At 44.2% G+C, this 16,659-nt stretch carries 13 protein-coding genes and 1 tRNA gene; 2 read left to right on the top strand and 12 right to left on the bottom strand.

The window, feature by feature from the left end:
• The 8 genes from IQ235_RS03495 to IQ235_RS03530 form a co-directional block, all read right to left on the bottom strand.
• Positions 1–610 (bottom strand): FkbM family methyltransferase (locus IQ235_RS03495; RefSeq protein ID WP_264320109.1); only part of this gene is annotated, 610 nt, incomplete at its 3' end.
• Positions 610–1,296, bottom strand: coding sequence for a class I SAM-dependent methyltransferase (locus tag IQ235_RS03500; RefSeq protein ID WP_264320110.1), 687 nt, complete (start codon positions 1,294–1,296; stop codon positions 610–612). The genes IQ235_RS03495 and IQ235_RS03500, both read right to left, overlap by 1 nt.
• Positions 1,297–1,325: 29 nt before the next feature.
• Positions 1,326–2,534: a glycosyltransferase family 4 protein gene (locus IQ235_RS03505; protein WP_264320111.1), complete on the bottom strand. Its 1,209-nt coding sequence runs from the start codon at positions 2,532–2,534 to the stop codon at positions 1,326–1,328.
• Positions 2,535–2,537: 3 nt separating this feature from the next.
• Positions 2,538–3,698 (bottom strand): glycosyltransferase family 4 protein, encoded by a 1,161-nt coding sequence (locus IQ235_RS03510; protein WP_264320112.1) that lies wholly within the window; start codon positions 3,696–3,698, stop codon positions 2,538–2,540.
• A gap of 141 nt (positions 3,699–3,839) precedes the next feature.
• Positions 3,840–4,703 (bottom strand): sulfotransferase family protein, encoded by an 864-nt coding sequence (locus IQ235_RS03515; RefSeq protein WP_264320113.1) that lies wholly within the window; start codon positions 4,701–4,703, stop codon positions 3,840–3,842.
• Between the two features lie 21 nt (positions 4,704–4,724).
• Positions 4,725–6,536, bottom strand: a complete 1,812-nt coding sequence (locus tag IQ235_RS03520; RefSeq protein WP_264320114.1) for an ABC transporter ATP-binding protein — start codon at positions 6,534–6,536, stop codon at positions 4,725–4,727.
• Between the two features lie 281 nt (positions 6,537–6,817).
• A complete protein-coding gene (locus IQ235_RS03525; RefSeq protein ID WP_264320115.1) occupies positions 6,818–8,305 on the bottom strand; it encodes a dicarboxylate/amino acid:cation symporter in 1,488 nt (495 codons plus the stop codon).
• 251 nt (positions 8,306–8,556) lie between these two features.
• A complete protein-coding gene (locus IQ235_RS03530; RefSeq protein WP_264320116.1) occupies positions 8,557–10,608 on the bottom strand; it encodes a sensor histidine kinase in 2,052 nt (683 codons plus the stop codon).
• A gap of 215 nt (positions 10,609–10,823) precedes the next feature.
• Between IQ235_RS03530 and recF the strand changes: the two genes are divergently transcribed.
• Positions 10,824–12,002 carry a DNA replication/repair protein RecF gene (recF, locus tag IQ235_RS03535; protein ID WP_264320117.1) on the top strand — a complete coding sequence of 393 codons (1,179 nt, stop codon included), beginning with the start codon at positions 10,824–10,826 and terminating at the stop codon, positions 12,000–12,002.
• A 176-nt stretch (positions 12,003–12,178) separates the two neighbouring features.
• Complete coding sequence (gene rpaA / locus IQ235_RS03540) at positions 12,179–12,943, top strand: two component system response regulator RpaA (RefSeq protein WP_264320118.1); 765 nt, start codon at positions 12,179–12,181, stop codon at positions 12,941–12,943.
• Between the two features lie 117 nt (positions 12,944–13,060).
• On the opposite strand, the gene IQ235_RS03545 is transcribed toward rpaA, so the two are convergent.
• From IQ235_RS03545 to IQ235_RS03560, 4 genes are all read right to left on the bottom strand, one after another.
• Positions 13,061–13,145: transfer RNA gene (locus tag IQ235_RS03545), tRNA-Leu, on the bottom strand.
• 158 nt (positions 13,146–13,303) lie between these two features.
• Entirely contained in the window at positions 13,304–13,954 is a 651-nt protein-coding gene (locus IQ235_RS03550) for a PEP-CTERM sorting domain-containing protein (protein ID WP_264320119.1), read from the bottom strand.
• A 1,209-nt stretch (positions 13,955–15,163) separates the two neighbouring features.
• Positions 15,164–15,613, bottom strand: coding sequence for a fluoride efflux transporter CrcB (gene crcB, locus IQ235_RS03555; protein WP_264320120.1), 450 nt, complete (start codon positions 15,611–15,613; stop codon positions 15,164–15,166).
• Between the two features lies 1 nt (position 15,614).
• Complete coding sequence (locus IQ235_RS03560; protein ID WP_264320121.1) at positions 15,615–16,289, bottom strand: response regulator transcription factor; 675 nt, start codon at positions 16,287–16,289, stop codon at positions 15,615–15,617.
• Between the last annotated feature and the right edge of the window lie 370 nt (positions 16,290–16,659).

Consider the following 16,659-nt stretch of genomic DNA (forward strand, 5'->3'; position numbering starts at 1 on the left):
CCTCTGCATCAATTTTAAGTAGAGAAATTTTTTGTATACCTTGCGACTGAACCCATTTATCTAGGGTGACAGTCGAAATAATTTGCGTTCCTTCCACTTTATCTAATTGATGATAAGAATCTTCAATGGTGTGGTAGGTACTATGCCGATGAAGATTTAAAGTTGCCGTTCCTGTTGTCGAACTAGCCGCGAGTTGGAATGCCGAACAGTGGAAACCCTGTTTTTTTAGCCGATCGCAATTAGCCTGAAGAAGCTCAAAGTTTTGAGCTTCTGGTTCAAAACAAAAAACTTGTCCTGTTTTACCCACGACAGAAGCCGCACACCCAGAAAAGTATCCAATATTAGCACCAATATCCAGGAAAATATCACTCGGTTTTAGCAGCTTTTCAATTGCACGACTTATATGTCGTTCGTGAGATTGAATTAAATATTTAAAAAAGTGAGGATCGGCAGGAATAATAATAGAAGTTTCTTCGTTTTGACTAAAGGTAACCGAGCGAGGTACGTCAAACAGAAATGAATCTAAACGTGCGAGAGGTTGCTCACCTCGTCCTAAAGAGAGATTCAAGATATTTCGATAGATAGGAGCTAATAGCTTTCCTGGATACATTAACTAACCTTTTGAGCATGAACTAACGTTAGATTATCGGGATGAGCGAATAGCTCGGCTGCTTTACAAGTTTTAAACACTGCTTTTCTCGTTCCAGCAAAGCAGTATTGGTCAGTATCGTGCATTGCTAAAATTCCATTCTCGATCGTTAGAGATGACCAAGCCTTAATATCGAAATATGTATTTACATAATTATGAAGTGCATCAATAAAGACCAAACTCACAGGGCCGTGCTGCCATGTTTTTACAGCTTCTCCAGAAGTCATTCGTTCGTGAATGACATTAGACAAACCTAAAGTATTTTTTTGAAAACAATGGTAATCTCGATCGCTGCCGCCATAACCAATATAAGGATCGACAGCAATAACTTTTCGCGAGGTGGCTTTGGCTAAAACTTGTGTTGTCACTCCACGATAAGAACCCACTTCAACAACAACTGTATTTTTTAAATGCTCGGTCGCCGATAAAGCCGATAAAAGATGCTGCATTTGTAGTGATGTTACAGCCGTACTCAAGTCATCAAGTTCGGGAGAAGACGGGAGGTTTGGAAGTAAGATTTCTGGTAACTTATATTTGTTAAAATTCAATCTTGCTTCCCGATCGAGCAGTCTTGCTTTTACAGTAAAAGCAACTCTTAAGGGATGCCACTTAGGATACTTCTTAATTGCGAAGGGATCGGTTATCATGATTCTTTAATTCTCAAGCTCAAACAAAGTTAAACAGATTGAAAAATACTTAGTAATCGATCGGCATACTTATCCCAGGTATATTCTTTTGCTCTTTCTTTCGCTGCCACCGCTATCCGATCGCGCAATTCTCGATCTTCAACTAACATTTCAATTCGTTCGGCGATTGCCACGGGATCTCGTTCGGGAACGATGAACCCTTCAATACCATCGCGAACCACCGAACCGGCGGCTGGAGTCGTAATTACGGGAATTCCGGCTGCTAAGGCTTCATAAGTCACTTGTGCTGAACCTTCAGCTAAAGTGGGAAGTACAAAAATATCCGATCGAACGTACTCTTGTTGAATTTCGGACCTCGGAATTCGATCGCGAAAGTTTAGGTTTTGGGTTAGCGGATGCGATCGAATTTTATCGGAAACGCCACCGACAACTCTAAACTCATAACAACGATGACTGAGTTTTTGTGCTGCCATTCCTAGAATATGAATTCCCTTTCTCAGTTCTGCTGTTCCCACAAATAAGATACGACCTTTTAAGGGAGCATTAACCAGTTTCAGCCACGACTTATCAACTCCGTAAGGCACTTTGTAATATTGATGTGGCTTGACTCCAAACTGTTCCAACCCCCGACCGACAAATTCGGAAGGAACGAGAAAGGTATCGGTCAAATCACAAACGCGATCGAACCAAGCGTAAGAAGAGCGAATGATTTCACTGGGAATCATAGATTCTAGATCTCTAAATTTTTTCTTCTCCTCTTGAATAATTTGATATGTTAAGGGTGAGATAAAAATATCCGTAATAATTTTAATATTTTTTTGTTTAGCAAACTCCAAAAAATCTGTGCCTTCTCCAAACATGGAAAAAAGATGAGTAGCACGGCCCGTCCCTTTCCGAATCATCGATCGACCGAACTCTTGATTAAATTGAGATAAGGCTCGATTTTTTTGAATTTTATTCTCTTTAGCTAAAATATTTCTGACCCAATAATGAAGAGATACTCGATCGAAAGTATGAACTTTATCTTCAATATTGGAAGGGACGCGACGATTTAACAGACGGCGAATGCTCCCTGTCGCGATCGATTTAGGAATCCATCGATCGAGAACGGCTCCCATCCCCGAACTCGCGCAGAGATCGGTATAGAAAGCGTCTAACATTCCGGATTTTTCTAAAATACTGGGAATGGCATAGTTATATCTTGCCCCCGTTTGTACGGCAATAAAACGTTTGCTCATCGGTTAGCTTTCTCGATCGTATAAATAGGACAGCCAAACTTTTTTGAGGGTGGCATAAGAATAGCGCTCTAAATAAAACTGTTGTAACTGCGCTCGATCGATTTCCCCAAGTGCTAGCTTCTGTGCCATTCGCCGAACCCCAGCAATAAATTTAGGTATCTCTTGGGTTTCTTTGGCGATCGTATTTTTCCTCAAACCATCAGTTAAATCCAGTTCGGGAGGAACGATAATTACGTTGGGATTATCAACACCGTAATCTGGAATGCCACCCACACCGTAAGCAACGAATGGTACACCACAAGCCATCGATTCCAACAAAACTAGGGGAGCACCTTCTGCCCCAATTGTGGGTAACAACGTCACATCGTAACGGCTTAAAATATCCACATAAGCTTGACCTTCGGGGTAGCGACCGAAACATTTCACCCGATCGCCAATTCCTCGCGCTTCAATATAATTGCGAATCAGCGCTTCTTCTGAACCGCTGCCATAAATGTGCAATTCACTCAAACAATCTTTGAGAAAATCCCATTGTCGTACGAGCCAAAAAGCCTGTTTGTGAGGTGCCAATCGGCTAAATAGAGCCGCTTTCGCGCGTCCGAAAGCTACTTTTTTGACTTGAGGCTTTGGTAAGGTTGCTGTTAGTTCCAAGGGTTCTGGAATCGCAGGCAGTGCGAGAACGGGCTTATGCCAGCGGAAACTTTGAGAAAAATTGCCGGCAACAGTTGGAGATTGTCCCACCACTTCATCGAACCACCACTTCACCCCCCATCTAGAATCACGCCATCGGGAACTAACACCAGACATGACTTCGTGAAAGATACTGCGAACGGAGTTTGGAAGTACTAAGGGCAGTATGCTGAGATACCAACTGGTTCCAACCCCCAAATAAATATGAGGGTGAAAATTTCTAGAAATTTGAACGATATTTTTAAACTTGTGAATATTCCTCAAGATTTTCTGAGAATCACTTGAAGTATTAGAATCGATCGAGCGAATGTTGACACCGTCAATATTCAAACTAAACCGATCTTTTTCTACAATCGGTTTGGATGTCAAAATCAAGACTTCCACACCAGATTCTGCTAAGGCTTTCGATAGCCAGCGAAGATGGCTTTGGATTCCTCCATATCCGAAAATTGTTCCAAAGATTAAAACTTTCATTTCCTATATTGCTTAGATCAAAATATTATTTGATGAAGATAATTTTATTTTATAGAGATTTTGCTTTTATAATTTCTTATCTGTACTTAATATCGAATACTAACATAACTCTGCTCTAATATAGCTTTCTGACTTTAAATACTATTCATACATTAATTCTTTCAACTCATTTCTTGCTGTTCTTTCAAATTCAGAAATTTCTTTAGCTGTCATTTTTTTACGCCACTGACCTATACTTGTAGGCTTTATTTCTTTTTGTAGTCGTTCGTGTCCATTCATGCCCTGAAACATTTTAGTTTGTGAATAGTAGTCGGAGTTGATTTGGTTTTCCATAAACTCCTCTCCTAGAAAATTCATGATTTTTCGAGTTGTATGAAATGGATCTTTTGTAAGCTGCTCGTATCTTACATCTAAAATATTTGGTTGTTCTCCTAGTCTTATGCGCGCTCTCACTGAATCTTTCCAAAGCATTGCAAATTTTTGAGGTGGCATATGAAATTGCTTAGGCAATTTATTATTAGAAACATAACAATCACGACCATCTCGAATCATATTTATGAATTTTGCATTAGGAAACTTTTGACTTAAATAACTAAGATAAAATATATGAAATGGAGTTTTTTCTAAAAAACGCTTTTCAGAATTAGATGGTTTAATTGAATCCGATAAATTATCATAAAAGTTGACTAGATTTTTAGATTTACTCATCAATTCCGAAATTTTCGAGCTGTTTAGTTGACTAACTTCAGAAATTCGATGGTAGCTTTTTATATTAAAAATATCACGAGGGACAAAAAAAAATGTTTCTGTCTCTATTCCAATAAAAGACGGATGAGCGGCTAAAATAGCAAACATTAGAGTTGTGCCACTTCTTGGAGAACCGACAACAAATACATGAGACTTTTGAGAAATTTGAGAATTATAACGCCAAATTAAATTCTTGGTTAATCTTATAGGATTTAAAAGATTAAATATCTTTCTTTTAAAACGAAGAATGGTAATCATAATATACTCTAATTTTAATCTTTAAGAAGTCACTGAATTAGAAGGATGAAATTGAGATTGGTACAATGACCAGTATTCTCCACGATGTTCTAATAACTCTGAATGAGTTCCTTGCTCTACCACAATTCCTTCTTTGAGAACAATAATATTATCCGCTTTTTTAATAGTAGATAAACGATGAGCGATCGCAATTACCGTTCTATCGATACTAATTTGTTCGATTGCTTGCTGCACGATTCTTTCTGAGTTTATATCTAAAGAACTAGTTGCTTCATCTAAAATCAGAATATCTGGATTCCGCAATAGTGCTCTAGCAATTGCAATTCTTTGACACTGACCTCCTGAAAGTTTCGTTCCTCGATTTCCCACAACTGTATCAAACCCTTGAGGTAACTCCTGAATAAATTCGTAAGCATAAGCTTTTTTTGCTACTTCGATAATTTCTAGTTCTGTAGCGTTTGGCGAACTATAAATAATATTTTCACGAATAGAAGCATGAAAAAGAAATGTATTTTGACTTACAACGGCAATCGATTTTTGCCAGCTCTCAATTTGAAACTCTTTTAAGTCGATCCCATCAACTCTAATACTACCTTCATTTGGATCTCGAAACCGCATAATTATATCTACTAATGTAGATTTTCCGCTTCCAGATGCACCTACCAATGCTGTTAAAGTACCTTTATATATATGAAGGTTAATTCCTTTGAGAGTTGGTTTTGACTTTTCTGGAAAAGTGAATGTTACATTTTTCAAGACTAATTCATGTTTGAAATTTTGATATAACTGACTTCCGCTAACTTGATATAAGTCTCTTGTTATATATAAAAATTTTTCAATAACGGCTAAGCTTCCTGAAAATAAAGAGAGTTCAGATCTCATACTATTGAGATGACTAAGTCTAGGTAAAATTCTCAATAATGCTAAAGTATAAGTCAGCAATATCGGTAAATTTATACTATTACTTAATAAGGTTGAAGCAGCAGCAATAAAAAACAACAGGATAGTAATTCCTAATGTTTCAGTTAAAGGAGAGACTGCCGAACTATACAAATGTGCTAATAATTCTACTTTATAGCGTCTTCTTAAAATAGATTGTGATTTTTTTAATTCCCTAGATTCAGCGTTAAATGCTTTTACAACTCGAATACCACAAAGAATTTCTGTCACGTATGAAGAAAACTCATCGATCGATTTAGCCACTTTAACACCATTCGTTTTAACATTTTTAACGATCGGATGAATAAATGCTGTGACTAGCAATAAGCACGTAACTATACTGACTGTCAAAATAGGAGAAATACTTATTAAAAGTATTAGCAAAATAAAAATAGTTATTAGATTACGTACAATTTGTAAAATATATGCAAATAGACTTTCACTTCGCTGTACGTGCTCGTTAATATAAGATATTAACTCACCCTGTTTTGCATAGCTATAAAATGATAATTCTATATTCAAAAAACGTTCTATTAATCGAGAACGAATCAATAATCCAGACTGGAGCTTTAATTTATTTATCCTAATAATAGATTGATATAAAATTAAATTTTTTAAAATAGTAATTATAAAAAAAACAAATATAACAGCCAATAACCTTCGATTCTCTGGGAATTGAAAAAAGATGGAGTTTAATTGTTGTAAAAAATTAGGTAGTTCTAAATTAGTGGATGTGGATGTATTTTCTAAAATTTCAAATAAAGGCATTGCTAAAGAAGCTGAAATACCTTCTAGTAGAGAAGAAAGTATTGCCAATATCAGAGCAGTTGCAGCAAGAATCCAGTTGCACTTAAGCAACTCCATTAATAAACTACTAGGTTTGAACTGAGTCACATTCACTTACACCTCTGGTCTGAAATTTTCACTTCGAGCGTTGATGAAACGATTGACTTGACGATGCAGCGATCGTGAAAATTTTGAATCGTTGGCACCGCCATTCAAATCTAGAGACTCAGAAGTATTACGGATATCTTATAGCTGGCAAACCCAAATCGATCGCTGGATTTCCGATAAATTACGGAATAATGCCAACTTCTAGAGTTCCATAGACCGATCGAAAAAAAAATTGTTCCGCGTTTTCCCTTAGAGGGCGATCGAACTTTTATCCTAAAGCCTTAATCTTTTTTCGCCGTCCAATCCACAACTGCCGCACCGATGGCATCACCCCAAACATTGACGGTGGTGCGACAACGATCGAGAAACCAATCCACAATTAAAATCAAAGAGATACCCTCAATGGGAAGATCTACCGCTCGCAGGACGATCGCCATGGTCACCAAACCCGCTTCGGGAATCCCTGCCGCCCCGATCGCCGCTAAGGTAGACGTGAGGAACACGATCGTCATTTGCACGAAACTCAGCTCGATGCCGTAGATTTGAGCGATAAAGACAGCCGCCACAGCTTCGTACAGCGCCGTCCCATCCATATTAATCGTTGCCCCCAGAGGCAAAACGAAACTCGCAGTCCGTTCGGAAATGAAGTTTTTTTCCGTGACGCATTCCATGGTGACGGGAAGGGTTGCCGAACTCGATGACGTGGAAAATGCTGTGGTGAGGGCCGGGGCCATTCCGGCAGCGTAAGGCTTCACCGATTGTTTGCCGAAAATATAAAGAATGATGGGCAGAATAATGCAGCCGTGAATTGCTAGCGCCAAAATCACCGTTCCCGTATACTTACTAACGCGAATCAGTTCCGGTAAAAATCCGACAAAACCCCCAGCAGCGCCCAAGCGTCCGGCAATCAGCGCCCCGATTCCGACGGGGGCAGCCAACATCAACAAGTTAACCATCGCCATAATGGCTTCGTTGAGAGCCTCAAACGATCGCATCAGTAACCGACCCCGACTCCCCATGGTGGTTAGCACGCCGCCGAAAATAATAGAGATGACGATCAGGGGTAGAACTTCGTTATTGGCCATCGACGCGAACAGATTTCGCGGCACCAAACCGATCGCAACTTCCTGGAGAACCTCCCAGATCGAGCGGTCTTTGCCCTCCAGCCGCGCGGCGAGTCCCAAATCGACGCGCACTCCAATTCCCGATTCGGGTGGAATAACAGGGATACCGCGACCGTCCGTCCAGGCCTCGACGCTCAGGCGGTTTGACGATTGCCCTCGACTCGGATCGATGGTTCCTCGCACCCCCGATGCGCTATCGAGCGAGAAATCCGTATAGCGATCGTCGTAGGTTCGTGCAAAAGACCCCTCCGTCAAGGTCAAGGTATTATTTTCGATTTGGTAGGGAACGTCGAGTTGTTCTCCCCCACGCAGAGCAATCCGTTGGGCTTCGGTTTCCGCATATCCCGGTTGGAGGAGGGTGACGAGTGCCAAACCAATAATGACGGCGATCGCCGTTGTCGTGAGATAGTAGAATATCGTCTTTCCCCCCAGGCGACCGATTTGCCGCACGTCTCCCAAACTAGTCATCCCCACAACCATCGAAGTAACGACCAGGGGAACGACGAGCATCAGCAACGCACGAATAAAAAGCTCGCCGATAAATGCAATCCCGTTGCCCGCTGAGGGCAGAAATCCGCCCAATAAGAGGCCGAGGGCGATCCCGACGAGAATTTGAATCAGGAATTTATTCGAGGGTTGGTTCACGTTGGCTGCGATGGGCTAAGTTTGGCTTTGGGCTATTGGCGATGATATCAAAAGTCGCAGACCCACTTTTTGGGAGAGGGAGACGCGGTGAGGGGGAGAGCTTACAAGTGTATGTTTTTTAGATTCTGGTGAAATCGAGCAGTCTTGAGCTGGGGAAGCGGGGGCACTTCGACAAGCTCAGTGACCAGGGGGGGAGACAAGGAAGTATGAATTTTGCATTTTTAATTCTCTCCCCCAGCTTCCGTTGCCCCTCATGCGGTTTCTACCGGTAATGAAATTGTAAAGGTGGAGCCGCGATCGCGTTGGCTTCGGGCGGCGATATCTCCACCCATCAACTGACATAACTTTTTCGTGATAGTCAGTCCCAAACCCGTTCCGGCATATTCGCGGGTGATAGAAGAATCCGCTTGGGAGAATGGCTCGAATACTTTTTCGAGTTGTTCTGGGGTCATGCCGATCCCCGTATCGCTCACCACAAAAGCGATCGATTTCGATCGCTGCGGGTTTGTTTCCTTCGGATTTTCTAAGGTTTCCAACTCGGACATCTGCCAATGAACTTTCAGGTTAATTCGACCCTGGTGGGTAAATTTACTGGCATTGCCAATGCAATTGAGCAAGATTTGTTGGATTTTAGTCCGGTCGGCCCAGATGCGCCCCAAATTCTCATCACAATTAACCTCTAGAGTATTGCTATTCTTTTCGATGAGCGGGCGAACTGTCGTCACCACCTCCCAAATCAAGGTGGACACTTCAAAAGGTTCTCTGTGAAGCTCGATCTTTCCCGCTTCGAGCTTGGAAATCTTGAGAATATCGCCGATGGAAGAGAGCAAATGAATGCCAGCGGCTTTAATTTTCCCAAGATCCTGGAGAAATTGCTGTTGACCGAGTTCGAGAGCTTCTTCTTCTAAAATCTCGCTGTAACCGATAATAGCGTGGAGTGGCGTGCGCAGTTCGTGGGTCACCGTCGCCAAAAACGCACTTTTAGCTTTGTTGGCAGCAACAGCTGCTTCTTTGGCTTGTCGCAGTTCTTCCGATCGCTTGTGTTCGGTAATATCTTGAAGGGTTCCCGTGAGTAGATGTCCCTGAATTTCCACTCGTTCCCGGACGATGCGTTCTTCCCCATCCCCTCTGAAGATTCGGTAATCGAGACAATAAGCCATCGCTTCTGTGGATGCTCGTTCTCTGCACTGCCCGACCATCGCGCGATCGTCGAGATGAATCAAGTCCAAGTACCGCTCCCAGCTGGGCAATCCAGGTTGGCGAGTCAGGTCCAAAATCCGATACATTTCCTCCGACCAACGCAACCGACGATCGATCGTATTGAGATCCCAGCTTCCCAACTGAGCGATTCGTTGGGCATTGACGAGGTTGCGTTGACTTTGTTGGAGATATATTTCCGCACGCTGGCGGCCGACGATCGCCGTTGCTAACACCAAAGACGTGATAGAAATCGCTCCCGTAAAAATGTGTAGGGAAATAACAGCCCCAGAATCCTGGCTGGCGTGGAGGAGGAAGGGCCCGCTTTCGCGGGCGATACCCCCAATTGCGATACTCGTAATCAGAAGATTGGCCAACACCGTACCCCGTTGGCCAAAGCGCAACCCCGTCCACACCAACAAAGGAAACGGCAAGTACTCCAGAGGATAACTAGCTAGGTAAACGCGGGTTCGGGAGGCGAAAATAGCCCAACTGACGGCTAGAAGCAACAGCACGAGGCTGAGGGCTTCCAATCTGCGCCACCGCATTGGCTGATATGGATTTGGTTCTAGATCTCGGTTGCTCGCAAACAGGGTCAAAAATACCGGCACGATCGCCAAAATAGCTGTAGCCGTGGCGATCCAATCCGACCAGAACAGTCGCTGCCAGCGCTGGCAGGTTTCCAGACCCATCCCGCATTGAATGACGGTTTCGAGAGTTGCTCCCACAAGAGTGGATGTGAGTCCTCCCAAAATGATGAACCACACGACATCTCGAGAGCGACCCAAACCCGGACGAAAAGCGATCGAATCAAGCAGGATGACTCCTAACCCAGCACAGACCGCACTGCTACCTGCCAAGGCGATCGCTACTCCCACAGGCATTCCCTGCAACTCGGTCGCGAAAAAACCACCCAAGAAAATGGCCGGACAATATTGTTTTCCCATCAATAGTGCGATGGTGAGGGCGATGCTGGCGGGAACGCCGACTAAAGCGAGTTGGACGATGGGGTTGGCCCAGATGGCAATCGATTGGTTCAACCCGAAGTAAGCGGCAGCCAAGATCGTCACCGTCGCCAGATATCTCAGAAGGTCGAGCGGTTTCATAGGTACAAGCACTTAAGATGGACTTAATGAAGTCAGCCAACTAAATGCAAACTTCGCTAGAAATGGGTGGGAGAAGCGCTCGCGCGCGGGCGATCGACCGAATTTGGTATACCGTAATCTGGTAGGACTTTAGACGGTTGTAATGTGATAACCTTGACCCATTCCCTATTTCTTTTTTCTGCATTGCGCACCCTGATTCCGAATACTTCCCGATCGTGTATTTAAAAACGCTGCACCTGCGAGAATTTCGCAACTATCGGGATCGACAGGTGGAATTTGGAGCGCCTAAAACAATTTTGGTGGGAGACAATGCCCAAGGCAAATCCAATCTTCTTGAAGGGGCGGCATTGCTTTCCACCCTCAAAAGCCACCGCAGTACCAGCGATCGCGATCTTATTCGAGAAGGAGCCGAACTCGGACAGGCGACCGGCATCGTCGATCGGCAAATTGCCCCGGTCGAGTTGAGCGTTACCCTTCGCAGAACCGGACGGCGGACCTTGACCGTTGATGGTCAAGGATGTCGCCGACAGCTCGATTTTTTGGGCATTTTCAACGTGGTTGAGTTTTCTAGCCTCGACTTGGACTTGGTGCGAGGCAGCCCTGAATCCCGCCGACATTGGTTGGATGGTTTGGTAGTGCAGCTCGAACCGTTCTACGCCCATCTTTTGAAACAGTACGATCGGGTGCTGCGCCAACGCAATGCCCTTTTGAGAAAGATCCGAGAGTCCTTTTCCCCGATGGCGAATCGGACTGACCCGAGTCAGCAGATGTCTGACTCGGCATTGCCGGTTTTGGATGCTCAACTGGCAACCTTGGGCACAAAAGTTATGCGACGGCGATCGCGAGCCATCGAACGCCTCACTCCAATCGCTCGCGCGTGGCACGATGCCATTGGCGGTGGCGCAGAGCAGTTGTCGATTCGGTATGCCTCTAATATTAGCCTTTTCCATCCGTCAGCGATTCGGGAAGAACCGGAAGTCGTACGGCAAGGGTTTCTCGATCTGATCCGCGAAAAGGCGATCGCCGAATACCATCGCGGTACGACCCTCGTTGGCCCCCATCGAGATGAAATCGCCTTTTCCATTAACGAAACTCCCGCTCGCCAATACGCTTCCCAAGGACAACAGCGAACCTTGGTTCTGGCTCTGAAATTAGCCCAGTTGAAGTTGATCGAAGAAGTTGTTGGCGAACCTCCCGTACTGCTGCTCGATGATGTCCTCGCCGAACTCGATCCCAACCGCCAAAATCAATTACTCGAAGCCATCGAAGATCGCTTCCAAACTCTCATTACCACCACGCACCTTGGGGCCTTCGATGCCCAATGGCTTAAAACCTCTCAAATTCTGGGGGTTCGAGCTGGGGAAATTTGCTCCCAAGGCGATTTTTCTCCCTAGCGGTTTCAAGATTTGCATCGTCTCAATCTCGAAACCCAATTCCCGCTCGCTCTAAATTTGTCATGTTTGCTTATAATTATGACAGTATTCTTTATACTATTTAATAGTTGTAAACGAACCGTTAACATTTCGGATCTCGTACTCAATCGATCGTAAACACTTTTTCATGGTGAGTGATGCCCCGGATACTCGTCATCGACGATGACCCTGCAATTTCAGAACTTGTCTCTGTCAATCTAGAGATGGCTGGCTACGAAGTGAGTCAGGCCGAAGATGGCATCAAAGGTCAGGCTTTAGCCGTTCAGCTCATCCCCGATATGATTCTGCTCGATCTGATGTTGCCTCGGGTTGACGGATTTACCGTATGCCAGCGCCTACGTCGGGACGAACGAACGGCGGATATCCCTGTTTTGATGTTAACCGCCTTGGGTCAGACTCAAGATAAAGTCGAAGGCTTTAATGCCGGCGCAGATGATTATCTAACCAAACCCTTCGAGTTAGAAGAAATGCTCGCCCGCGTGCGAGCGCTACTGCGACGAACCGATCGTATTCCGCAAGCGGCAAAGCATACGGAGATTCTCAGCTACGGAGCGCTGACTCTCGTCCCAGAGCGGTTTGAAGCCATTTGGTTCGATAAAACGGTCAAACTCACTCATCTCGAATTCGAGCTGTTGCACTGTCTGCTTCAGCGTCACGGTCAGACCGTTTCCCCCAGCGAAATTCTCAAGGAAGTCTGGGGTTACGATCCAGATGACGATATCGAGACGATTCGAGTCCATATTCGACATCTAAGAACGAAAATGGAACCCGACCCCCGTCATCCTCGATACATTAAAACGGTTTACGGCGCGGGCTACTGCTTGGAATTGCCCAGTAGTGGGTACACTCACGATGAAACCGCTCCATCGGAGTCATCGGATAATCGAGCGAAAGTCGATTGAGAACAAATTGTCAGTACAGCCCTTTGATACCTAAAAAGACAGCAGAGCTAAATTTCCTCTGCTGTCTTTGTCTTTATTATGACCTTGGGCTTGGCGTCACACTTACCAAAGGCTGAATGCGGAACCCGGGACTTGAACCCGGAAGTCCTTATCGAACACTAGAACCTGAATCTAGCGCGTCTACCAATTCCGCCAGTTCCGCGCTTTCGCGAATTTCAATCGCGATTTCCTACATTAAGGTAACTTCTGGTATCTGTCAACTGTTTTTGGGGGCGATCGAGCCAAACAACCGCAAGCACCGGGAAATCTCGGTTTTCAGTGGAGACGAGCGTCCCCCGGTACTTTTTTCCTGGCAACGATTTAAGCTCGAGAGCGCCCGTTAGCGCCAGTTTTTAAGGCACTCAATCGTTTTTTGAGCAGACCGCCACCTCCTAATGCCAAACCTGAGATTAAGAGCGTTGTTGTCGGTTCTGGAACGGACGGCGCGCGTTCGACGGCCACCCAAGTTCCTCCCATAGATTCCCCACCATTTTCCCCAGTTTGACTCCAAGTTCGATCGGGAAACATTACCATCACAGGTAAAAATGCCGGATCGCCGAATACCCACCAATCTCGAAGCTCGGGTTCTCCAAACCGACTAAAAAAGACTCCACCGAGCGGACTATCTGGCTCTTCTGAAATCCAAGAGGTTGCCTCAAAAGTCCCACCCCCCCAAGATAAATCTCCAATAGTTGCCGAGAAGCTCGTTAGCTCGAACCATCCATCCTCAGTGGTTATCTCAACACCTGGAAACCCTCCCGGATCTAGAAATGTCTCTTCAAGAGGTTGTGCGTCATCGTAGCTAAATTCCCCAAAACCCACTTGTACGTCATTCTCAAAAAAATTTAGATCGAATTCGACAATTGCCGCACGAGCGGAGGGAACTGAAAAAACGCCCAAACCCGCTAGGGTACTAGTGGCGATCGCGAACAGCTTGAATTTGAAAAGCCTAAAGTTACAAAAATTCATCATTGGCGAACACCCGATTTCAAAATAATTACGCAAACAGTATCACTATCTGACGATGGACGACTTCCGTAATATTACGAGCTTTTGGTTGAAGTTTAGTAACTCTCAATCGAATTTTTACTAAAACTTTTTGTTATCTTCATATTTTTTTTAAGTATACAGCTTCTAGTTATCAGTCAACGAAATTCCCTCAAATTTAGACAGTTTCAATATGAAAATTTTGAGCGATCGTAGGTTGTCTATCTATTATTTTTTTCAACTCGGTCGATTAAAAAAAGTAAAGGAATAGTAATAAAAAAGATAATTATCAAAGATCCGATAAATAGAATATTTTTGAATATCTTAGCCAAAAAATATTTATTTTTTGGCTCGAGCTGGCGTATATAAATCGGCATTTGTTTTGTCATTCAAATTGACTTTTCTGTGTTTTTCAATCAAACACAAAAAAACTATATTCCGTCGAGAAAACAACTAATTTCAAGAGATACTTGTTTGCTTCAAAAAGTTTTTAAATTCAAAATTTAATTTTTCGATCGTAGATAGAACTAGATAATTAGACAAGAATAAACCCATTTTATTTTTGTCTGGATTCAAAAAGACGATATTGAATTCTGAGATCGTCGAAAATTTTAAAATAATATTTTGACTTTTTCAATCCGTTGTTTTGCCGAACTTTTAGTGTGAATTAATACCCAATTGTATAGAGATTTAGGTGTTCCATATCGTCAATAGCGGGTTTCTGAATCAAAATTAGCGAACACTCAATATCGATCGAATCACTTCATCCGTTTTTATACGGATACTTTTTTTGAAATTTATTAAAAAGTTCAGTGGAATTGCTTAAGATCTAGTATTTCGCTCAAATGTATCAATCCTGGATCGCTAAAAAGGTTTTGTATCGCTTAGAATCTCTCACTGTTGGGACGATATAGGTTTTATTCTTCTATCTAACTGACTGAAATGACAATTGCCCCAATCTCGATATCGAAACGGAGAATCTCAAAAAAAATCACCTTTACCAGTTGTAGAAACCAGCAAAGGCGGTAGGACATGTCTATTAGGGGTGTAACTAATATCTATAATGAAAGGTCAGTGTTTGTTTTCTCGTTTGAGTCTTGTATAAGTTACGTATAACTTTGGAGTTGGCTGGGGTTAAGGCAATTTTTGCCGCTCGATCGAACGGGGAAATACTAGACTTGCTCGTTTTGATGCTTATGAGATCGATCGAGCAACAACGATGCCCAAAGAAACCCCGATTGCCCCGAGGAGCGCACTACCAAGCCAGTAGAGTCCGGCAAGCCAAAAGTTGTGAGAGCGCAGCAGAGCAATCGTATCGAGTTCGTAAGTCGAAAACGTCGTGTACGAACCGAGAAAGCCGACAGCAACGAACAAACGGACTTCTGGAGAAATAACGATCGCCCGCTCTAATACCAACGTAACAAACAATCCCATGGCAAAAGAGCCGCTGAGGTTAATTAAAAAAGTACCGTAGGGAAAACTACTGCCCAATCGTCGAGCGATCGAGATGCCGAGATAGTATCGACTCAGCGCCCCGGCGATCGCCCCAAAGCTAATGGCGATCGGATTTCGCAGATTCGGCTGTTGGAGGGTTGCAGCCAGGAAATCCGGTGCTGCCATCAGCCATTGTAGCCAATGTTTCATTTCACTCCCGCAGGACGTACCCGACGCTGCGAACGGTCTGCACCAATCGCTTCTCGTTATTGGCTTCGAGCTTGAGGCGCAAGTAGCGAACGTAAACTTCGATAATATTGGAATCTCCCATAAAATCGTACCCCCAAACCTGTTCGAGAATCCGATCGCGGGTGAGGACTTGTCGGGGATGGCTGATGAGGTATTCGAGCAAATCGTATTCTTTCGCCGTCAGTTCGATGGCGCGGCTGCCCCGAAAAACCTCGCGAGTGCTGCGATTCAAGCTCAAATCTTCAAACACGAGCAAATCGGGGTCTTCTTCTTGAGTGCGTCGCAAATTCGCCCGTACCCTGGCGAGTAACTCTTCGACGCTGAAGGGTTTGACGACGTAATCATCCGCCCCCGCATCCAATCCCGCCACCCGATCGCCGATCTCGTCTTTTGCCGTGAGCAGAATCACCGGAACGCGATCTCCCGTTTGCCGGAGACGGCGACAGACCTCTACCCCGGAAATTCCTGGAATCATCCAATCGAGAATAATCAAATCCGGCGTTGTTTCGCGCGCGGCTGTCAGTCCGGCTAAACCATCGTGGACGATACTGACTTGATAGCCTTCGTATTTGAGTTCGAGTTCGATGAATTGAGCGAGTTTGACCTCGTCTTCGACAACTAGAATGTTAGCACTCATCGTTCGGATCGAAATTATCCTTAAATATCGTTTGAGCCAAGATGGATAATGCCAGCGATCGAGCAGACTCGCAAACTGGACTAAGCCCTCATTGTACTCTAGGGTTTCTCGATTCTAGGTCGCGCGATCGACTCACTTCTGACTCGCAGTCGTTAAAATAACTATTATTCTTATTAAAAAAATCGTCCGTTCGGGGAACCAGGTTTCTGGTTAGAGACACTTATCGATACCATCCACGGAAATCTTCAAGGACTGAAAGCCAACCAAATCAAGCAACTCAACCGGTTGTACCATCACCGCATACCCGGCGATCTAATCGCGACACCGCAACTGGCCCAGCGACTGGCGGCTATTAGCACCGATGTGGGAC

This window comes from Zarconia navalis LEGE 11467 (assembly GCF_015207075.1).
Taxonomy (GTDB): domain Bacteria; phylum Cyanobacteriota; class Cyanobacteriia; order Cyanobacteriales; family Geitlerinemataceae; genus Zarconia; species Zarconia navalis.